General features: G+C 68.5%; 19 protein-coding genes and 1 tRNA gene (1 of these 20 cut by a window edge). 11 read left to right on the forward strand and 9 right to left on the reverse strand.

Features of this window, described 5'->3' with window-relative positions; genetic code table 11:
- The 3 genes from ROY82_02975 to ROY82_02985 form a co-directional block, all read left to right on the forward strand.
- On the forward strand, window positions 1-1348 hold the 3' portion of the coding sequence (locus tag ROY82_02975; GenBank protein ID MDT3681430.1) for an ABC transporter substrate-binding protein. 398 nt of this gene lie to the left of the window's left edge; only the last 1348 of its 1746 coding nucleotides appear in the window; its start codon lies off the left edge, out of view; it ends in the stop codon at window positions 1346-1348.
- A gap of 147 nt (window positions 1349-1495) precedes the next feature.
- Window positions 1496-2527 (forward strand): ABC transporter permease, encoded by a 1032-nt coding sequence (locus tag ROY82_02980; GenBank protein MDT3681431.1) that lies wholly within the window; start codon window positions 1496-1498, stop codon window positions 2525-2527.
- Between the two features lies 1 nt (window position 2528).
- Window positions 2529-3563, forward strand: coding sequence for an ABC transporter permease (locus ROY82_02985; protein MDT3681432.1), 1035 nt, complete (start codon window positions 2529-2531; stop codon window positions 3561-3563).
- 19 nt (window positions 3564-3582) lie between these two features.
- On the opposite strand, the gene ROY82_02990 is transcribed toward ROY82_02985, so the two are convergent.
- Window positions 3583-4050 carry a cytochrome c gene (locus ROY82_02990; GenBank protein MDT3681433.1) on the reverse strand — a complete coding sequence of 156 codons (468 nt, stop codon included), beginning with the start codon at window positions 4048-4050 and terminating at the stop codon, window positions 3583-3585.
- A gap of 95 nt (window positions 4051-4145) precedes the next feature.
- On the reverse strand, window positions 4146-4676 hold the full coding sequence (locus ROY82_02995; protein ID MDT3681434.1) for a hypothetical protein: 531 nt from the start codon (window positions 4674-4676) through the stop codon (window positions 4146-4148).
- 55 nt (window positions 4677-4731) lie between these two features.
- Here ROY82_02995 and ROY82_03000 point away from each other — a divergent pair, with 55 nt between their 5' ends.
- The 5 genes from ROY82_03000 to glpX all read left to right on the forward strand — a co-directional run bounded on the left by ROY82_03000 (window position 4732) and on the right by glpX (window position 9857).
- Window positions 4732-6045 (forward strand): hypothetical protein, encoded by a 1314-nt coding sequence (locus ROY82_03000; GenBank protein ID MDT3681435.1) that lies wholly within the window; start codon window positions 4732-4734, stop codon window positions 6043-6045.
- A 26-nt stretch (window positions 6046-6071) separates the two neighbouring features.
- Window positions 6072-6851, forward strand: a complete 780-nt coding sequence (hisF, locus tag ROY82_03005; protein MDT3681436.1) for an imidazole glycerol phosphate synthase subunit HisF — start codon at window positions 6072-6074, stop codon at window positions 6849-6851.
- Complete coding sequence (hisIE, locus tag ROY82_03010) at window positions 6848-7477, forward strand: bifunctional phosphoribosyl-AMP cyclohydrolase/phosphoribosyl-ATP diphosphatase HisIE (protein MDT3681437.1); 630 nt, start codon at window positions 6848-6850, stop codon at window positions 7475-7477. The genes hisF and hisIE overlap by 4 nt, the downstream gene beginning before the upstream one ends.
- Window positions 7478-7532: 55 nt before the next feature.
- Window positions 7533-8600 carry a hypothetical protein gene (locus ROY82_03015; protein MDT3681438.1) on the forward strand — a complete coding sequence of 356 codons (1068 nt, stop codon included), beginning with the start codon at window positions 7533-7535 and terminating at the stop codon, window positions 8598-8600.
- 180 nt (window positions 8601-8780) lie between these two features.
- The gene (glpX, locus tag ROY82_03020; protein ID MDT3681439.1) at window positions 8781-9857 is read left to right on the forward strand and encodes a class II fructose-bisphosphatase; all 1077 of its coding nucleotides are present in this window, start codon (window positions 8781-8783) and stop codon (window positions 9855-9857) included.
- A 6-nt stretch (window positions 9858-9863) separates the two neighbouring features.
- Here the strand turns inward: glpX and rdgB are convergent, their stop codons facing one another.
- From rdgB to ROY82_03040, 4 genes are all read right to left on the reverse strand, one after another.
- Entirely contained in the window at window positions 9864-10508 is a 645-nt protein-coding gene (gene rdgB, locus ROY82_03025) for an RdgB/HAM1 family non-canonical purine NTP pyrophosphatase (GenBank protein ID MDT3681440.1), read from the reverse strand.
- A complete protein-coding gene (gene rph, locus ROY82_03030) occupies window positions 10505-11227 on the reverse strand; it encodes a ribonuclease PH (GenBank protein ID MDT3681441.1) in 723 nt (240 codons plus the stop codon). The genes rdgB and rph overlap by 4 nt, the downstream gene beginning before the upstream one ends.
- Window positions 11228-11237: 10 nt before the next feature.
- Complete coding sequence (gene murI / locus ROY82_03035; GenBank protein MDT3681442.1) at window positions 11238-12083, reverse strand: glutamate racemase; 846 nt, start codon at window positions 12081-12083, stop codon at window positions 11238-11240.
- Window positions 12084-12157: 74 nt separating this feature from the next.
- Window positions 12158-12249, reverse strand: a tRNA-Ser gene (locus ROY82_03040).
- Between the two features lie 355 nt (window positions 12250-12604).
- On the opposite strand from ROY82_03040, the gene ROY82_03045 reads away from it, so the two are divergent.
- Window positions 12605-13258, forward strand: coding sequence for a DUF2847 family protein (locus tag ROY82_03045; protein MDT3681443.1), 654 nt, complete (start codon window positions 12605-12607; stop codon window positions 13256-13258).
- 124 nt (window positions 13259-13382) lie between these two features.
- Here ROY82_03045 and ROY82_03050 read toward each other — a convergent pair whose 3' ends face one another.
- From ROY82_03050 to ROY82_03060, 3 genes are read right to left on the reverse strand one after another with little or no spacing between them, the layout of a single operon-like run.
- Entirely contained in the window at window positions 13383-13997 is a 615-nt protein-coding gene (locus ROY82_03050; protein ID MDT3681444.1) for a hypothetical protein, read from the reverse strand.
- A gap of 57 nt (window positions 13998-14054) precedes the next feature.
- Complete coding sequence (locus ROY82_03055) at window positions 14055-15077, reverse strand: threonine/serine dehydratase (protein MDT3681445.1); 1023 nt, start codon at window positions 15075-15077, stop codon at window positions 14055-14057.
- Between the two features lie 33 nt (window positions 15078-15110).
- Window positions 15111-16097 carry a PfkB family carbohydrate kinase gene (locus ROY82_03060; protein ID MDT3681446.1) on the reverse strand — a complete coding sequence of 329 codons (987 nt, stop codon included), beginning with the start codon at window positions 16095-16097 and terminating at the stop codon, window positions 15111-15113.
- A 232-nt stretch (window positions 16098-16329) separates the two neighbouring features.
- Here ROY82_03060 and ROY82_03065 point away from each other — a divergent pair, with 232 nt between their 5' ends.
- Window positions 16330-19140, forward strand: a complete 2811-nt coding sequence (locus tag ROY82_03065; protein MDT3681447.1) for a 2-oxoglutarate dehydrogenase E1 component — start codon at window positions 16330-16332, stop codon at window positions 19138-19140.
- Window positions 19141-19188: 48 nt separating this feature from the next.
- Entirely contained in the window at window positions 19189-20559 is a 1371-nt protein-coding gene (odhB, locus tag ROY82_03070; GenBank protein ID MDT3681448.1) for a 2-oxoglutarate dehydrogenase complex dihydrolipoyllysine-residue succinyltransferase, read from the forward strand.
- Window position 20560 lies beyond the last annotated feature (1 nt).

The following is a 20560-nucleotide window of genomic DNA, read 5'->3' on the forward strand; positions in this document are numbered from 1 at the left end:
CTGGCTAGGGACCTCCACCGACGGCTCCGACCCCGAGGCCTTCCTCAAAGAAGTCACCTGGGACATGATCGACAACATCGTCACGTGCCCCGACGGCCCCGAGGGCCTCACGGCCACCGTCAACCTGGTCAACCAGACCCCGGCGCTCATCCCCATCCTCACCTACACCGCCTTCAGCATCATCGACTCGCAGTACGCCATCGCGGGCGGCGCCTGGGACGGCACGCAGGCCACCTGGGAGAGCTGGGTCGGCCGTGACCTGACCGCCGAGTTCCTCCACAAGCACACCAGCGGCACCGGCGCTTACAAGCTGGTCGAGTGGAACGATGACAGCGTCATCGCCGACGCCTTCGAGGACTACTGGGGTGGCGCACCCGCCCTCGCGCACGTCGTGTACCGCTACGTAGACGAGCAGTCGACGCGTATCCTCGCCATCCAGCAGGGCGACGCCGACCGCATCACGCTCAACGAGAACTCCGCCGTCACGCAAGTCGAAGGCGCGCCCGGCGTGTCCGTCCTGCGCGATCCGAACTGGGTACCGGCCAGCGTGACGTCCGTCTTCTTCAACTTCGACATCAATACCGACGCCAACGAAGACGTTGGTACCGGCCAGCTCGACGGCAAGGGCATCCCCAGCGACTTCTTCGCCGACTTGAACGTGCGCCGTGGCTTCGCCCAACTGTTCGACCAGCAGGGGTTCGTCGACCAGGTCTACCAGGGTAATGGCGTCGTCATCACCATGGGCCTGCCCCCCAGCTTCCTCGGCTACAACCCGAACGTGGCCGTTCGCACCCTCGACCTCGAGGCCGCGGCGCAGTTCTTCCGCGCAGCGTTCGATGGCGCCGTCTGGGACAAGGGCTTCGAGTTCACCGCGCTCTACAACTCCGGCAACACCATCCGCCAGACTGCGTTGGAACTCATCAAGGACAACCTCGAGTTCATCAACCCGAAGTTCAAGATGAACGTTCGCGGTCTGCCGTGGGCCGACTACCTCTCCCGCACCGCCGAGAAGAAGGCGCCCATGTTCGCACTCGGCTGGGCCGCTGACTACGCCGACCCGAGCAACTTCATCAACACCTTCTACGATAACGACGGCTTCTACTCGGCCCGCACGAGCATCAACGTGCCCGAGATCCAGGCCATCATCGACCAGGCCGACAAGCTGGTGGACCCCGAGGCGCGCGGCTTCCTCTACCGCGGCATCGGGCCGCTGCATTACGACGAGGCCCCGCTCATCGCGGTGCCGATCCAGAACGCGTTCTTGGTCGTCCGTTCGAACCTCGACGGCGTGTACTACAACACCATGTACTCCGACAAGTTCCTCTGGAAGGCCCTTTCCAAGAACTGAGTCGCCTGTTTCGGGGGCCGGAACCAGTCAAGGTTCCGGCCCCCGAGGCCTTGACGCCTTTCGCTTTGGCCCGGATGTACTGCCCTAGGTTCGCGGTGCCGGCGGCCGATTCACGGCGATCTCGAAGCGCGAAGAGAGAACCCTATCTTGTTCGTATTCATCGTTAGACGCTTGCTGCTACTGCCGGTAGTGTTCGTCGGCGTCACGCTCGCCATCGTGCTGCTCATGCAACTCCTGACGCCCTACCAGCGGGCCGCGGCCTATGTGCAGTCGGAACAGCAGATAAAGAACATCGACTCCATCATCGTTCAGTACGGACTAAAGGACCCTTGGTACATGCAGTACGGGCGCTGGATCGGTCAAGTATTCAAAGGTAACCTGGGCTATTCCCGCACCGCTCGCGAGCCCGTGCTCACGACCTTGAAGAAGCGCTTCCCCGTCACCCTCGAGCTGGCGATCTTCGCCATCATCCCCGTGCTGGGCGTGGGCATAGTGATGGGCACTGCCGCTGCGCTCAACCGCGACAAACCTATCGACCAACTCACGCGTGTAATGTCGATCGTGGGTTGGTCGTTGCCGACGTTCGTGCTGGGTATCTGGCTGCTGGTGATCTTCTACGGTTGGTTGGGGTGGTTCCAACCCGGCAGGGTGTCTACGGCCACGCAGGTGTCGTTGGCCGGCGTCAACTCCGGTTTCACCGTTTACACGCGCATGATGCTGCTCGACGCCATCCTGAACTGGCGGTGGGACGTCTTCTGGGACGCGCTCAGGCACATGGTCTTGCCCATCGTGACGCTGTCGGTGGTTCAGAGCGCCCAGATAATGCGCGTCATGCGCTCTTCCTTGCTCGACGCCCTGGGGCGCGACTACGTGCGGACCGCGCGCGCGAAAGGGCTGCCCGAACGCGTCGTGACGCGCAAGCATGCCAGGCGCAACGCCCTCATACCGGTAATCACGCTCTCGGGCTTCGTGCTCATAGGCCTCATCAACGGCGTGGTCATCACCGAAACCATCTTCAACTATCCCGGGCTTGGTCAGTGGGCCGCCGCGGCCGCAGTCAACCTCGATTACGCCTCCGTCCTCGGGTTTGCGGTCTTCACGGCGATGATGGTAGTTTTCGCCAACCTTCTCGTCGACATCCTCTACGGCATCGTCGACCCGCGCATCAGGTACGAGTGACGTGAGCGACAGAACCAACGCCGACATCGAGGCCGCCGAAGCGGCCGTACAGTCTGCGGAAGCCGGGAGGCGCGGCAAGTCCTGGAAGCGCTTCCGCCGTAACCCCCTCGCCATAGTGGGGCTGGTACTGCTCTCCATGTTCGTGCTCCTGGCCGTTTTCGCGCCCGTCCTCACGGAGTTGCCGCGAAGCTGTTTGCGCGACCTCGAACTGACCGCCAGCACGCAGCACGATTACCGGAACCCCACGAAAGGGGCGTTCTGGAAAGCGATCTTCAACCCGCCCAAGTCCTGTTTCACCATCGCGCGCGTGGGCTACAGCACCCAGCCGGCCGACGCGGCCTCGACGGGGACCGTGCTCGGCACTACGAGTGGCGGCTACGACATCTTCTACGGGCTCGTGTGGGGCACCAGGACGGCGTTCAAGGTCGGCCTCATCGTCGTTGGCATCGCCTTCCTCGTGGGCATGATCGTCGGGGCCCTGTCGGGTTACCTCGGCGGACTCTTCGACAACATCGTCATGCGCTTCACCGACGTGGTCATCTCGCTGCCCAGCCTGGTGGTCGCGCTCGTGGTCGTCATGGTGCTCGGCAAGTCGATCGAGAACATCATGCTCGCCATCGCCGTGACCGCCTGGCCCTCCTACGCGCGGCTCATGCGCGGCGAGGTGCTGCGCGTGAAGGAGGAGGAGTACGTGGCTGCCGCTCGCGCGCTCGGCCGCCGCACGTTCGGTATCATCGGGCGCCACGTGCTGCCGAACGCCGTCGGGCCCATAGTCATCGTGGCCAGCCTCGACATCGGTTCGGTGGTGCTGACCGCCGCGGCGCTGTCGTTCCTGGGCCTGGGCGCCGAGATCGGTTACGCCGATTGGGGCCAGATGATCTCGTTCGCGCGCGACTGGATCTTGGGCCCGCCGGGCAAGCCCTTCTACTTCTGGTACGTCTCGTTCTGGCCCGGGATCATCATCTTGCTGTTCGTGCTCGCCTGGAACTTGCTAGGCGACGCCTTCCGCGACGTGCTCGACCCGCGCTCGCAGTGAGCGCTCCGGCCTCAGGCGCCTAGGGTAGGCCGGAGGCGCCCAAGTGCGCTAAAGCCACTTGTGCCTCGGCCGTCCTGCCGTTCATGTCGAGCAGGAATGCCGTGAGGAGCCAGTACTCCTCCTGCGACTGCCTGCCGGGCTCGTAGCGAGGCATGGTCGCGCTCAGGTACGCCCACAGGGCGATGGCCGAGGCGGTGCTCGCAAGCGGCTGAGGCCGCTCAGGCGAAGCGTGGAGCGCAGGCGGTGTGCCCAGCGAGAACATGTCGTTGTCTACCAGCGGTTCCGATAACGGTTGGACGACACGGTTCGACGGCCGGTGGCAGCGGGTGCAGCGCCTCTCGCCCGGCGGGAAGGAAAGGCGCGCCTCCTCGATGCCGCCACCGGTCTTGCCGTGGCAAACGGCGCAGTTCTGGGCGTAAAGGCGACTGCCGTCCGCTATGGCCTCGGCATAGTTCTCGGGCGGTACGGCGGCGGTGTCAGGGTGCACAGAATCGGTGGCGTAGACGGTCAGGACCACGCTGAAAAGCAGTAATGCGATGGGAGCAGCTAGCAGCAGCCGACGGGGTTTGGCGGAGTATTGCCTCAGGCGTCGTCTTCTGCGGGCTCGTCGCCCGGCTCCGACGCGGCTTCGGGAGCCTCTGATTCAGATGCGTCGGGCGCGGCGGCACTGGGCCGCTCCGCCTCGTCGTCGACGGCCGCGGCCGGCTCGGTCGAAGCCGGGGAGGCAGCGGGAGGAGTCGCCACGGGCGTAGCGGGAGCAGAAGTGCCGGCAGCGGCCGTTCCGGCCATTGCGGCGCCGGTCACGGGCGCCGGCGCCGGGGCCTTAGCCGGAGCGGCCGAAGTTGCGGATTGGGCGCTGCTCGCGGGCGCGGCACCGGCCTTGCCGGACTCACGGTCCTGTAGGGCCTTGACGATGAAGTAAACGAGGCCCGCGACGATGGCGACGGGAACGACGAAGCGGAGCAGGAGCCAGAGGAGCCCGGCGATGGCCTTGAGCAGCAGGCCACCGAGTGACAAGATCCAACCGACCAGCCACAGCAGCCCGGTACCGATCAACAGCGCGACCAGGCCGAACACGACCAACTCCACGACTTCTTGTAGCGAGCGCCTCATGGCGGCAGTATAACAGCCGGTCCTTTGCGAGGTTCGTGCAGGTAAGCTGCCACACGTGGCCACGGCGCGCGCGAGACCCACGACGAACAGGCAAGCGACCAGCATGGTGGTGAGCGCGGAGCGGATGGTGCACGGCGGGGCGGCCCTGTGCCGCACCGAGTCGGGGGCTGTGGCCCTCGTCAGGGCCGCGGTACCGGGCGAGACGGTGCGCGCCGACGTGCGCACCGAGCGGGGGGTGCTGCTCGGCGAGGCCGTCGAGGTGCTGGTTGCGAGCCCCGACCGAGTGCCGGCCAGTGAGCACCCCGGCCTCGACTACTCGTTCATGACGTACGAGCGGCAGTTGGCGGAGAAGCGCGCTGTAGTCGCCGACGCCCTCTCCCGCGCGCGGGCGCTGGCCGGAGACCGCGCCTCGCCGCGCCTCGCGCCCGAGGACGTGACGGGCGTGGTGCCGGCCCCGAACGAGTGGAGCTACCGGAGCAGCGTTCAGCCGGCCGCCTCGCCGGAGGGCCTCGGGTATCGCCTGCCCGCTACCAGGGAAGTGGTCGTCCTCGGCGAGGACCCGGTGGCCACGCCGGCCGTGCGGGCAGCATGGCAGCTTGCCCTGGGGTCGGGCGCCAACCGTGTGGCGGGCGCGCACGAGCTGGTGATCAGGGCCAACGACGCGGGCGAGGCGCTGGTGGCGATAGTCTCCAGCGCGGCGTCTCGCGCCCTACTCGACCTCGCTCACGCCTTGGTGAAGGGCGGCGTGACCGGCGTGATGTACGCGCCCTTCGACCCGCGCGGTCGCTTCCGTTCGGGCGCCGAGCGCCTGGCCGGCGCCCGAACCATCCTCCAAGAGTACGGGAACGTTTCCCTGACGGTGAACGCCACGAGCTTCGCACAGCCCAACCCGGCCGCGGCCGGCAGGCTCTACCAGGAGCTGGCACGCTGGGCCGGAAGCGGCGGACGCGCGGCCGAGCTTTACGCCGGCTCGGGCGCGATCGCGTTCCACCTGGCGCCCGGCTTCTCGCTGGTTACGGCGATCGAGATCGACAGGAGCGCCGTGGAGCGCGGCAAACGTGACGCCGAGCGTCTGGGTCTGGGCAACGTCGAGTTCGTGCGCCTCGACGCGCGGGAGGCGGTCATCCCGGAAACCGCGGAACTAGTAGTGGTCGACCCACCGCGGGCCGGGCTCTCGAAAGGCGTCCGTTCCGCCGTGGCGGTCTCCGGTGCCAGCCGGCTGCTCTACGTCAGTTGCGACGCGGCCACCTGGGCCCGCGACGTGGTGGAGTTGGAGGGCCTCGGCTTCACCCTCACGCGCTTCGTGCCCTTCGACTTCTACCCGCAAACGCACCACGTCGAACTCCTCTCCGAGCTGACGCGCACCTGAGGCCCCGGGAGGCTACACTCGTCCACATGCTCGCCAAACGGATCATCCCCTGCCTCGACGTGCACGCCGGCCGCGTCACCCGCGGACGACAGTTCGGCCGCGCGGAGCTAGGTGAACTCGCCGACGTCGGCGACCCGGTCGCTCTCGCCATGCACTACAACGACCAGGGCGCGGATGAACTCGTCATGTACGACATCACGGCAACCAGCGAGGGCCGGGGCGCCATCCTGGACGTGGCGGTAAAGGTGGCGGAGCGCTGCTTCATGCCGCTCACCATAGGCGGCGGGGTGCGCGACCTGGCGGGCGCGCGGGCGCTCACCCTCGCCGGCGCCGACAAGGTCTCCATCAACTCGGCTGCCGTGGCGCGGCCGGAACTCATCCGCGAGGCCTCGGACCACTTCGGGGCGCAGGCCGTCGTGCTGTCGATAGACGTAAAACAGCGTGGCGAGGGGGCCTGGGAGGTCTACGTTGCAGGTGGACGTCACGCGACGGGCCTCGACTTGCTGGCGTGGGCCGAACGTGGCCAGGAGCTGGGCGCGGGAGAGATCGTGCTCAACAGCATAGACGGGGACGGCATGAAGTCGGGCTACGACCTGGGTGCCCTGAGGGCCCTGCGAGCGGCCGTGGACGTGCCGGTAGTGGCTTCCGGCGGCGCCGGCAGTGCCGAGGACATGCGGGACGCGCTGTTGACTGGGGTCGACGCCGCGTTGGCCGCGGGCATCTTCCACCGCGGCGAGGTGAGCGTGGCCCAGGTGAAGCGCGTGTGCGCAGCAGCAGGGCTGCCCATGCGCGAGGTGGCGGCGTGACCGAGATCGCGTTCGACGCCAACGGGCTGGTGCCCGTGGTGGCGCAGTCTTCGAAGGACCGGGCCGTTCTCATGCTCGCCTACGCTGATCGCGAGGCCGTGAGGCTCACCCTCGAGACGGGCGAGGCGCATTACTTCAGCCGCTCCCGGGCCGAGGTGTGGCGCAAGGGCGCCACGAGCGGTAACACGCAGAGCGTCCTCGAAGTGCGCTACGACTGCGACGCCGACGCGCTCCTATACCTCGTCGACGAGCGGGGACCGGCCTGTCACACGGGCGAGCGCAGCTGCTTCTACCGGGTCGTCGACGGCTCGCCCGCTTGGGCGGGCGGCGGGCAAGGCGCCGAGCTCGGTGCTGCGCTGGAGGCCCTACAACTCGTGATCCAGGAACGCCTCGAGACGCTCCCCGAGGGTTCCTACGTGCGAAGGCTTCACGAGCGCGGGCTCGGTTACGTGGCGCAGAAGGTGGTCGAGGAGGCCGGCGAGACGGTGGTGGCGGCCCTGCAGGCGGATGACCACGACCTGGTGGCGGAGAGCGCCGACCTGCTGTTCCACCTGTGCGTGCTCCTGACGGAGCGCGGCGTGAGCCTGGGCAGCGTCGCGGACAAGCTCGCCGAGCGGCGGCGGTGAGCTCGTAGCGGCCGGGCACCAGGCGGGGCTCCGGACGAAGTAACCTCTGAGTCTCATGCTCAAGACCATCACCTCGGTCGTCCTCTTGGTAGCCGCCGCCTTGCTTGCCGGCTGCGCGCCCGCTGCCAGCGGAGACGAACTGGCCCGGGCCGGTGCGGCGCGCTCCAGCCTGAGCGGCCGGCAAGCAGCGGACCCCGACTACGCGCCGAGCAGCGCGCAGCCGACGGCGCTGCATAAGCGGCCGGCCGACGCCCCCGACCTGGTGATAATCGCGTTCTCGGGCCACTGCGGCCTCGTCTGCGACACGCGCAGCACCTGGTCGTACCTCGACCACGCTAGCGACGCCACCGGCGGCGTTGCGGTGGTGGACGGTATCAAGAGGGCATACGAACGGTTGGGCTTCGAGCACATCGAGGTCTTCGGCGTGTCGTCGTTCGTCACCAGCCACTACAGTTCCATCAGCAAGAAGGTCGAACCCGGTTACCTGCAGGCACAGGCGTACCTGGACGAGGTCAAGTCCGAATGGATCGACGGCACGGAAGACCCGACGCGCGTCGTGCTGGTGGGCCACTCCCACGGCACCGTGTGGGCGTCGCTGCTCGCCACGAACAACCTTGACGTGACGTTCGACTCGTTCGTGGCCCTCGACGGCATCTGCTGGATGTGGTGGAACAAGCACAAGCAGTACGTGAAGGAGGCGTTCGTGGACGGCCCCTGGACCATCCCGTTCCCCCTCGATCAGGGCGACCCGTGCGGCACCCTGAGTATTCCGGGCCAGAAGGACAGGGCGAACATCAACGACGTGGTGCCCGCCAACGTCATCTACGGGCTGGAGGTTCGGACCGCGTTCAGGCTCTTCTCCTTGGACCCTAACGTTCTGGCCGATGACGACGTGAACGTCCGGATAAACGGGACTTACACGAACCTCTGGGGCATCACGGCGCAGGAGTCGCACTCCGACCTGGGGCGCCACTACAACCGCTCGGTAAGCTGGGTCTCGACCATGCTCCAGGCCCTCGGCGTGCCCGACCACGACGCCAACCCGATGTCCAAGTTCGTGCTGCCACCCGCACCGGAGGGCTTCGAGTACCGCTCGGGCGACCTGACCCCGGCCGCCCCCTGATCTCCGCGATCCGGCTTCCCCCTGCGTTCCCCGCACCGGTCGCCCCCTGAACTCCGCGAACCGGCTGCCCCTGCGTTTCCCGCACCGGCTGCCCCCTGCGCTCCGCGAACCGGCCGTCGTTACACCGCCTGGGCGGTACAACGGGGCACCGAGAGGCGCGGATGGTTGCATAGTAAGAACATGCCCAAGTCCAGTCCCGGTAACGCCGCCGCCAAGTCCGCCGCCAACACCCGTGGGAGCGAGGAGTCCAGGCCCAAGGAGCTGTCGGGCGTCCGGTCGGGCGGGCTCGAGGCGGTCCTCGTGTTCGATGCGGTCAGGGTGACGGAGCAGGCGGCCATCGCCGCCAGCCGCGTGGCCGGCAAGGGCGACCCCGACCTGGTGGACCAGGCCGGCGTAGACGCCATGCGCGAAGTGCTGAACGAGTTACCGATAGACGGGAAGATAGTCATCGGCGAGGGCGAGCGTGACGAGGCGCCCATGCTCTACATCGGTGAGAGGGTCGGCAGGGCCGGCGAGGGCGACTGGCCCGTCGACATCGCCGTGGACCCCGTCGAGGGTACGAACATCACGGCGCGCATGATCAACAACTCCGTAGCGGTGATCGCGATGTCGGAGCGCGGCGGGTTGTTCCAGGCGCCGGACACCTACATGGAGAAGTTGATCGTCGGCCCACCGGCGAAGGGCAAGGTCGACCTGACCTGGCCGGTCGCGGCCAACCTGCGCGGGGTGGCGCTCTCCCTCGACCGGGCGGTCGACGACCTCACGGTAGTCATCCTCGACCGGCCGCGCCACGAGCAGTTGGTGCGCGAGGTCCGCGAAGCCGGAGCGCGAGTAAAACTGATCGGTGACGGCGACGTGATCGCGGCACTCGCGGCCGCGGTGCGCGGGACCGGCGTGCACGCCGTGATGGGCACGGGCGGCGCGCCCGAGGGTGTGCTGGCGGCAGCGGCGCTGAAGTGCCTCGGGGGAGAGATCCACGGCCGGTTCAGGCCGCGCAACGACGACGAGCGCCGCCGCCTCGAGGCCGCGGGGGCGAACGAGGAGCGCGTCTACCGCACCGAGGACCTGGCGCCAGGGCACGACATCGTGTTCAGCGCCAGCGGCATCACCGACGGGGACCTCCTGCGAGGAGTCAAGTTCTTCAAGAACGGCGCGCGCACCCACAGCATCACCATGGGTTACCGCTCCCGCCTGATCCGCTTCACCGACTCCGTCCACCTGCTGGGCGACGGCGCCAGGGTGACCGTCCAGGTCTGAGGTTCGTCAGTCCGTCTCGACCGAGCGCACCACGGTGTCGCTCAGCACCTCGTTGCCGCCGTCGCTGGCTGCCCATGCGGCGAAGGCCGCCAGCGCCCGCCCGCGGTGGCTCACCCGGCGCTTCTCCGCGGTCGAGGCCTCGGCGAAGCTCTTGCCCAGCTCGGGGCTGAAGAAGATGGGGTCGTAGCCGAAACCGTCCATCCCGCGAGGCCCCTGCAAGATGGTGCCCATGCTCTCGCCCTGAAAGGCCTGCACGGCGCCGGCGGGGGTGGCCAGGACGATGACGGCAATGAAGTGCGCGGTGCGCTGCTCGGCTGGGGTGTTCCGCAGCTTCCTCAGGAGGTGCGCCATCCGCTCGCCGTCCGTCAACCCCGGGCCGCCGAAGCGGGCCGTGTAGACGCCGGGCGCGCCGCCTAGGGCATCGACCTCGAGCCCGGAATCATCGGCCAGTGCCGGCAGGCCGGAGGCCACGGCCACGTGCCCGGCCTTGATCAGCGCGTTCTCCTCGTAACTCGCGCCCGTCTCGGGCGGAAAGCTGGTGACCCCCACGTCGGGCGCGGACACGAGTTCGAAGTCGGCGCCGGCCAGCGCGTCCTGGAACTCCCGCAACTTCCCTGGGTTGAGGGTCGCGACCACCAGCCTATGCGTCACTTGAGCTGCCCTCGCACCTGGGCAAGCAGCGTCTCTACCGCGGCCACCCCGGCCCCGACGAGCCCCACGTAGCGTTCCGCCGACACGGGGGTACCCTCGCTGCCGCCCTGCACCTCTAGGACGTCGCCAGTCCCACTGGCCACGACGTTCAGGTCGAGGACGGCGGCCGCGTCCTCGGCGTAATCGAGGTCCACGCGGGCCTCGCCGTCGACCACGCCGACGCTCACGGCGGCAAGCTCGTGTTTAAGGGGCCACTCTGCAAGGTCGCCCTTGTACACGAGCCTGTCGGCCGCTTGGTGCAGCGCCGCGTAACCCGCCAGGATGGCCGCGCAGCGCGTGCCGCCGTCGGCCACCAGGACGTCGGCGTCGACGGTGATGGTCTTGCCGCGGAACAGTTCGAGGTCCACCGTGCTGCGCAGCGCCCGCCCCATCAGGCGCTGGATCTCCTGCGTGCGGCCGGAGGCGTAGAGCCGCTCACGTGGCACGCGTTCGGTGGTGCTGCGCGGGAGGAGCGCGTATTCGGCGGTCAGCCAGCCCGACTTGTTGCCGCCGCCGCGCATGTGAGGAGGCAGTTTGGACTCGATGGTGACCGTCGCCAACACCACGGTCTTGCCCCACGTGACGAGGGAGGAACCCTCCGCGTGCGGGTTGAAGCCCAGCTCGACCTTGACGGGGCGCAACTCATCGGCGGCGCGCCCCTCTCGCCTCACGGCGGCCATGTCGGCCCCCTCATCCGCCCGCTCGACTCGCCGCCGCCCGCAAGCCGGTGAGGCGCGTGACGTCGAGTTGCTCCGACGTTCCTACGGGAACACCGAACGCCTGCGCCCCGTGCAAGAACGTGCCCACGTCACCCGTGACCAGGTAGTGCACGCTGCCCGGCAGGGCTCCCGTTGCCCCGAGGCCGAACGTGGCCACGTCACGGGCCACCACGGCCGCCACCTCGTCCGCCGAGTCGATCAGGGGAAGAGCGGCGCCCACCACGCGCCGAAGCACGTTCTTCAGGGCCGGATAATGGGTGCAGCCGAGGATGATGGCGTCCAGCTCCGGGCGGTCTCGCAGGTAGTGAGACGCCACGAGCTGCGCGATCTCCGAGCCCGGCCCGTCCGCCAGACCCTCCTCGACGATGGGAACGAACAGTGGACAGGCCCGCGACCAGGTGCTGGCGCCGGCCGCCTCGAGGCGGTCCTGGTACACGCGCGCCCCCACCGTGGCGACGGTGCCCAGCACGCCGACCCTGCCGCTCCCGGCAACGCGCAACGCCGCGCTCACCCCGGGTTCGACGACGCCCCAAAGGGGCACCGGCGACCGGTCCCCCAGGGCCGGTAAGGCGGCGGCCGACGCGGTGTTGCACGCCACCACCACGCCCTTGACACCGCGGCTCACGAGTTCGGCGACGACCCCTTCGGCGAAGCCCCTGACCATCTCTAGCGGCTTGGAGCCGTACGGCAGGCGGGCCGTGTCGCCCAGGTAGACGAAGGACTCGTTGGGTAGGGCTTGCCGCAAGGCGCGTAGCACCGTCAGGCCGCCGACGCCCGAGTCGAACACACCGATGGGGGCGGAGTTCTGGGCGGGCACGCGGCGAGCTTACCACCGGGCGCCACGGGCTGGAGCCGCGGCGGGCGCCGGGCTCGGGCAAGGCTGGGAACCGTTGGCGGAGAGGGAGAGATTCGAACTCTCGGTGCAAGTTGCCCCACACACGCGCTTTCCAGGCGCGCTCCTTAAACCACTCGGACACCTCTCCAAGGAAGCGAAGACGACCCGGCACTGGCGGGGCGTCAGGGCAACAAGGAGTCTATCAGGCGCTCACGGGGCGGTCAACGCGACCCCAACCCCGGTACGATCTACTTATGAGATGACTCGCGCGAGCAGGCAGGTGGTCGACGAGCGGGAAGGCTGTCAACGAGCGAGCGGGGTGGCCAAGGCGCGCGGGGGCTCCGAACGCCGCCGGTGATCAGTTCGATGCGGTTCTTCGGGTGGCCAAGGAGCGCGGGGGCTCCGAACGGTCGGGTACCCACGACACGGCGGTTGGGTACCTACGAGACACCGCCTCGCGCCCCGGCTTGGATAGACTCGTAACCACCAACCTTGGAGGCGAGATGCTGAAAGACAGGATCGTTCTACTCAACACTCCGGAGGCCGTCGAGGCCTTCATCGACCGCTACCCCACGAGCGTGATCTACAAGGCCGGCACGTGCCACAAGACCATGCAGGGCTTCGGGTTCGTACAGGAACGACTCGAGGACCGCGAGGACCTCATGTGCGGCGTCATCCGGGTGGTCGAGGCCAGGGCCGCCAGCAACCTCGTGGCCGAGCGCACGGGCATCGTGCACGAGTCGCCGCAGGTGATCCTCTTCGAGGATGGGCGCCCCGTGTTCGATGCCGACAACTGGGACATCACGCCGGAGGCCATAGCCAGCGGCTTCGAGAAGGTGGCGGTGGGCCGGCCCGTGGCGCCCCCCAGTGCCGCGCAGGGCTCCGACCTGCGCCCCTATTTCGAAGTGCTCGAGAGCTACCTCGCCGGAACTATCGACGATTCCCAGTTCGAGCACACATACACGCACATGTTCCGTGGCGATTCCACGTTGCGGCCGGGTGACGAGGTGGACGTGCTCAACTCGATCTTCGGCGACGTCGACCAGCACATGAACATGCATCTGATGATGCAGGGCAAGGCCGACAACTCCCAGCTCCGCCAGCGCGCGCAGGCCGCCTACGACAGGCTGAAGGAGATGGCGGGGGCCCGCGCCTGATCGGGTGACGTGACGCCAGGCCGCTCGTAGGTCACGGAGCTCACTGGAACTTAGGGGGCGCGGCAGGCCGATGGGGCCGCCGCGCCCTTTCTCGGCGCCGTCGAAGGAGCTGCCGTCCGGCGGCCTAGTCGCGCCGCCGCTCGGCGTCCAGGAAGCGGTCGAACGCGTCCCTCTCGACGCTACCCAAGCTGACCGTCGCTCGCCCCTGCTCCGCCGCCTGCCCGCTCCCGTTTTCGCGTTGCGGCTCGGCGTCTGTTGCCACTACGCGCGGTGAGCGTCCCTTGCGCTGGCCGCGGTCCGTCTCGCCGCGGTCCGCCTTCGCCGCCTTGGCCCGGCCCGGTTCGTCGGAGGCGGGCTCGTGGCCGCCGGGCGGCTTGAGCCACGGCAACTCGGCGGGGTCCCTGATGATGCGCCTCTGCTCGGGGCTTACCGCTGTGCCCTGTGCGTCCCGACCGCCGGCGCCGGAGCTGGCCACCACCCGCACCCGTGGCTGCGTGCTGGGCGCCTCGGGTACCTGGGGCCCGGGAGCGGCCGTTCGGGCAACCCTCGTGGCGCCTGTCCGGACGTCCTTGACTGTCGCCGCCGGAACGCGGCGGCCCGCGTTGGCATGGGGCTCGGTGGTCGATTCCGCCAGCGCGCGCCTGCGCTTGGTGCTCATGCTGAGAGCCGCCCACGCCGTCAACGACAGGGCCAGCAAGATGAAGAACAGTAGTAGTACCAGAACGGCGAGCGCGGTCACGAGAAGAGGATAGTCCGCCGCGGCGCCGCTAGCAAAGCGGCCGCACCGTGCCGGTGGTCACTCGACCTTGGCGGCGAGGTAGTCGCCCAGCTTGCCGGGGTCGACGTTGCCTCCCGATGCGATGACCACGGTGGGGCCGGGGACGAGCGCGATGCCGTCGACGGCACCCTCGACGAGCAGCCGCCTCAGCGCTGCGAGCGAGATGGCTCCCGTCGGCTCGACCACCAGGTGCGCCTTGGTCGCGTAGAAGCGCACCTCGTCGGCGATTGCGGTCTCGTCCACCGTGACCACGCCGGCGAGGTAGCGAGACAGCATCGTGAAGTTCAGTTCGCCTATGCGCTGCGTGCGCACGCCGTCCGCGATGGTGCGTGTGACCTTCTCCGCGCTCCAGCCGCGCAGTTCCCCCGCCTCCAACGACTCCTTGGCGTCGGCGGCAAGAGCCGGTTCCACCCCAATGACCTGCGCCCCGGGCGCCAACGACCTGATCGCCAGCGACACTCCCGACGCCAGGCCACCGCCACCAATGGGCACGATTACGTTCTTCACTTCGGGCAGGTCGGCGACTATCTCGAGCCCCACCGTGCCCTGGCCCGCGACTATCCAGGGATGATCGTACGGCGGGACGATGGTGGAGCCATCTCTCTCCGCAATGGCGGCCGCCGTGGATTCGCGCGCTTCCTGCGTGTTCTCGCAACGAACCACGGTCGCACCGAGTTCGCGGGTGTTGCCCACCTTGACGGCCGGCGCGCCCTCGGGGATCACGATGGTGGCTTTCACACCGAAATGCTTGGCCGCGGCCGCCACCCCCTGCGCGTGGTTGCCGCTCGACTGCGCAACGACCCCGCGGGCCCTGACCTCCTCGGGTAACGAGGCCAAGAAGTTCGTGGCCCCGCGGATCTTGAACGACCCCACCGCCTGCAGGTTCTCCGGTTTGACGAAGACGGGGAAAGCGCTGCCCTCCAGGACGAGCGGCAGGAGTGGCGTGTGGCGCACTGCGTCCGCCAGCCGGACCCTGGCGGCCTCCAGGTCCTCGAGCTGCGGCTCGCCGAGAGACGGTGATTCCATGGGGACGTCGGTCACGTCCTCTATCTACCATGAGCGCCCCGCCCGAGGTCAGCGGCCGCGCACGGACATGAATGCGTCGACCTCGAGGGCATCGGGCAGGGCCGGGATGGCCCCTAGGCGCGTGGTCGCGATGGCGCCGCAGGCGTTCGCCCGGCGGAGCACGGGTTCGAGGGCGAGGGGATCCTTCAAGGCGGCCGGAGCTTCCAGCAGGCCCGTGAGCATGCCGGCCACGAACGCGTCACCGGCGCCCGTTGCATCGACCGCCGCCACCTCGAACCCGGGCACCGTCCCCGACACCTTCCCGGAAGCGCCCCTGAGGTAATAGGTGACGCCTGCGGACCCGAGCGTCACGACCAGCAACTCGAGCGCGTCGTGCAAGAGCTTGGAAGCCGCCTTGCGCCCAGTGCCGCCCGTCAGGAACTCGAGCTCTTCCTCGCTCACCTTGACGATCTCAGCAGCGGCGATCGCGGCAAGTGCGGAGGCACGCGCCGCCTCCGCCGTCGGCCAGGCGGCCTGACGTAGGTTCACGTCCAACGAGCGCAGCACGCCGGCTGCGCCGGCCACGCTCACTGCGTGTAGCGTCGCTTCCCGAGCAGGCTCCACGGCGAGCGTGAGGGTGCCTATGTGAAGCAGCCTGGCGCTCGCGATGTAGCCCTCGTCGAGTTCCGAGGCCTCGAGGCGTTGATCGGCCGAGGGGTTGCGGTAGAAGAGGAACTCGCGCTCTCCGCCGGTCAGCAGGCTTACGAAGGCGAGGCCCGTAAGGTGTTCGGGGTCCTGAAGCGTGTGGCTGGTGTCGACGCCCGCACCCGCCAGGGTGGCGACCAGGTGGTCGCCGAACGGATCGGCTCCGACCTTGCCGACGAAGCCCACGGAAGCCCCCAAGCGAGCGGCGCCGACGGCCACGTTCGCCGGCGCGCCGCCGGCCGCCCTCAAGAAGCGTTCGGCGTCCGAGAGTGGCACGCCGTGCCCCTCTGCGACGAGGTCGATGAGCGCCTCTCCCAAGCAGATCATGTCGACGTTCCTGCGCTCGGCCATGCCCAAGAATCTAGCCCGTTCCGCCCGAGCGTGCACACGGCCTCGAAGGTGCACCCCGAGGCCAAATACCGGCCGCCCTCGTGATACAACTTGAGGCTGACGACGGTGGCGCCCCCGGCGCGCCCACCGCAATCGAGGCCGTTCGCCCTTTCTCCTCGGAGCCTGCACGAGTCAGCCGCAGAGGAGCTCGGATCGTGGCGTGCGGCCGCTTGCGCCGGGAACGATTCAGGTCGTGAGGTCTAGCTTAATGGATGCCAGCACCGTAACCGAGCCCTTCAACAGTTCCAGCCTCGAGTACCTGGAGGAACTCTACCTCCGTTACCTCGAGGAGCCGTCTGCCGTGCCGGACGAGTGGCGTGAGTACTTCGCAGCCCAACCCGCCCCCACGCCGGGCGCACGGCCCGCCCTCGGGCCCAGCTTCGAGCCTCACAGCCTGTTCAACCCACCCAGCGGCCACTCGACGGCCCGGCTGGGCGAGGCCGAGATGGCCGCCGCCCTGCTGCAGCAGAAGCTCGATCGTCTGGTGCGGAACTACCGCGTTCGTGGCCACCGCTTCGCCAACCTCAGCCCACTGGGCCGCGAACCGTTCGAGGCCCCGGAACTCGATCCCACCTACTACGGCCTGACCGACGCCGACATGGAGCGCCCGGTCCTCGCCAACACCTTCCCGGGCGCCTCGACGGTGCGCGAGGTGATCGACGGCCTTCAGGCCACCTACTGCCGCAGCATCGGGGCGCAGTTCATGCACATCGACTCGCTCGAGGTCCGCGTGTGGCTGCAGCGCCGCATGGAAGCGAGTCGCAACCGCCTCGCCCTGTCGCGAGACGAGCAGCTGCGCATCCTCACCAAGCTGACGGACGCCACGATCTTCGAGGAGTTCCTCCAGAAGAAGTACGTGGGCGCCAAGAGCTTCTCCCTAGAGGGCAGCGAGACCCTCATCCCGCTGCTCGATCTTGCGTTGGAGAAGGCCGGCGAGCAAGGCGTGCGCGAGGTGGTGCTGGGAATGGCACACCGAGGGCGCCTCAACGTGCTGGCCAACGTGCTCGGGAAGAACCCGCGCACCATCTTCCGCGAGTTCGACGACGCGGACCCCGAACTCTATCTGGGGAAGGGCGACGTGAAGTATCACCTCGGGTTCTCCAACGACAGGATGACCTCGGGGGGCAAGAGCCTGCACCTGTCGCTGACCTTCAACCCGTCGCACCTCGAGTTCGTCAACACGGTCGTGCTCGGGCGCACTCGCGCCAAGCAGGACCGCCTGGGCGACGCCAAGCGCGAGAGCGTGCTCCCCATCCTGATCCACGGCGACGCCGCCTTCATGGGGGAGGGCATCGTCCAGGAGACGCTCAACCTCAGTGGCCTGTTGGGCTACCGCGTGGGCGGCACGCTCCACGTGATCACCAACAATCAGGTCGGGTTCACGACCGGGCCGCGGCAGGGCCGCAGCACGACCTACGCCTCGGACGTAGCCAAGATGCTCCAGAGCCCCATCTTCCACGTCAACGGCGAGGACCCCGAGGCCGTGGCGCAGGTCATCGAGCTCGCCATGGACTTCCGTCACGAGTTCAGGCGAGACGTGGTCGTGGACATGTACGCCTACCGGCGCTTCGGTCACAACGAGGCGGACGAGCCGGCCTTCACGCAGCCCGTGATGTACGAGAAGATCCGCCGCCGTCAGGGTGTGCGCGAGTCGTACTTGAGCCACCTGCTGGAGTTGGGCGAGGTGACGGAGGGCGACGCCGAGCAGATCGCCGACGACCGCCGCGCCCACCTCGAGAACGAGCTGTCGGCCGCTCGTAGCGACGACTTCAAACTCGAGTACTCGACGCTTCAGGGCGTGTGGAGCGAGTACCGGGGCGGCGACGACCAGGGCACCCCGGAGGCCGAGACCGGTATCGCTGCCTCCGACGCCAAGCGCTGGCTTGCCGCTCTCACCGTCGTGCCGGAGGAGTTCAACCTCAACTCCAAGATCGCCCGGCAGCTTAAGGTGCGGGCGTCCATGGCCGAGGGCGAGACGCCCCTCGACTGGGCAGCGGGCGAAGCCCTGGCCTTCGCGAGCCTCGTGGCCAACGGCGTCAAGGTGCGGTTCAGCGGTCAGGACGTCGAGCGCGGGACCTTCAGCCACCGCCACGCCGTGTTCCACGATACGGGGGACGGCCACGAGTACGTGCCCATGTCGAGCGTGGAATCGGCGCCCGGACTGTTCGAGATCCATAACTCGCCCCTCTCGGAAGCCGGCGTGTTGGGCTTCGAGTACGGCTATAGCCTCGACGCGCCGGATGGGCTCGTGCTCTGGGAGGCTCAGTTCGGTGACTTCGTGAACGCCGCTCAGGTGATCATCGACCAGTTCATCGCCAGCGCCGAGGAGAAGTGGTCGCGCCTGTCGGGCCTGGTGATGCTGCTGCCGCACGGCTTCGAGGGTCAGGGGCCGGAACACTCCAGCGCCCGGCTCGAGCGCTTCTTGCAGCTCTGCGCCGAGGACAACATGCAGGTCGTCTACCCCACGACCCCGGCACAGATCTTCCACTTGCTGCGGCGTCAGGTGCTGAGGCCTTACCGCAAGCCCCTGATCGTGATGGCCCCGAAGAGCCTGCTGCGCCACCCGCACGCCACCAGCGACCTGGCGGAGTTCGAGACGGGGCGGTTCCAGCGCGTGATCGGCGACGACCGGGTCGACCCTGGCGCAGTCAGCAAGATCCTGTTGACGAGCGGCAAGATCTATTACGATCTCCTCGCCGAGCGCGAGGAGAGGGGCGCCGAAGACGTCGCCATCGTGCGCCTGGAGCAGCTCTACCCACTCCAGAGCGAGCACCTGACGGCGGCGTTGAACGGCTTTCCCGAGGCGGCGCCGGTCGTCTGGGTACAAGAAGAGCCCGAGAACAACGGCGCCTGGCATTACCTGTCGATCAGGTTCGGCGGCAAGATCGGAGCGCGGCCCCTGAGCGGCGTCTACCGCGCCGCGTCGGCCAGCCCGGCGACCGGCTCGGGCGAGGCCCATAAGCTGGAGCAGGCGGAACTCCTGCGCCAGGCCTTCGAGGGATGACGCTAAGTAAGAACGGGGCGGCCGCGGTCGCCGGCAGAGGAGACGTGAATGGCAACCGACGTTAAAGTGCCCGCGGCTGGCGAGTCCATCAGCGAGGTCTACATCGGCTCGTGGCTGAAGAAGCCCGGAGACTACGTGGCCGCTGACGAGCCGGTGGTCGAGCTGGAGACCGACAAGGCGACCCTCGACCTGCCGGCCCCGGTGGCCGGCGTGCTCATCGAGACCCTGAAGAACGAGGGCGATGCCGCCGCCATCGGCGAGGTGATCGCCCGCATCGACGAGTCTGCGGGCGAGGAGGCGGACCCGCCGGCCGCAGCGTCCGAGCCGGCGCCCGAGCCGGCAGCCGCACCCGCGCCGGCCGGTGCGGCGCCCACGACGGCCGCCGCTGGCGCCACCGCCGCCAAGGCGGCTGCTCAGCCGACCGTGCCCCCGAAGCCGGTGTCCGGCCCGGCCCAGGCCCCGGCCCCAACGGCCCCGGCGCCACCAGCCGCCGCCCCTACCGCCGCCGCCCCTGCACCCGCGGCGCCGGCCGGCGTCAAGGCGACCAGCGTCATGCCGGCCGCCCAGCGCCTGCTCGACGAGAACGACCTGAGCGCCGACGAGGTGCCGGCCACGGGCCCCGGCGGGCGCCTCCTCAAGGAGGACGTCCAGGCACACCTGGCGCAGCGCGAGCGAGCGGCCGCCGAACCCGAGCAACTTCTGAGCGCGAGCAGCTATGAGCGCCAGGAAGAGATCAGGCCCATGAGCCTCCTGCGCCGCCGCGTCGCGGAGCGCCTCGTGGCCGCGCAGCAGAACGCCGCGTTGCTCACCACCTTCAACGAGATCGACATGACCGGCGTCATGAACCTGCGCAGCGAATACAAGGAAGCGTTCGAGAAGCGCTACGACACGCGCCTCGGGTTCATGTCGTTCTTCGTCAAGGCGACCATCGACGCGCTGAGCCTCATACCGCAGCTCAACGCCGAGATACGCGGCACCGACGTCGTCTACAAGAACTTCTACGACATCGGCGTGGCGGTGTCCACGCCGCGCGGCCTGATCGTCCCGGTGCTCCGCGACGCCGAGCGCATGTCGTTCGCGGAGGTGGAGATGGCGATAGCCGATTTCGGCAAGCGCGCCGCCACCAACAAGATCACGCCCGACGAGTTGCAGGGCGGCACGTTCACCATCAGCAACGGCGGCGTGTTCGGGTCGCTGATGTCGACCCCGATCGTCAACCCGCCGCAGTCGGGCGTGCTGGGCATGCACGCCATCCAGCAGCGCCCCGTGGCGCGAGACGGGCAGGTCGTGATCAGGCCCATGATGTACGTCGCGCTCACTTACGACCACCGCATGGTGGACGGGCGCGAGTCCGTCACGTTCCTCAAGCGCATCAAGGACGTCATCGAGAACCCCGCGCGCATCCTGCTGGAGATCTGAG

The organism is Truepera sp., from assembly GCA_032027045.1.
GTDB lineage: Bacteria > Deinococcota > Deinococci > Deinococcales > Trueperaceae > JAAYYF01.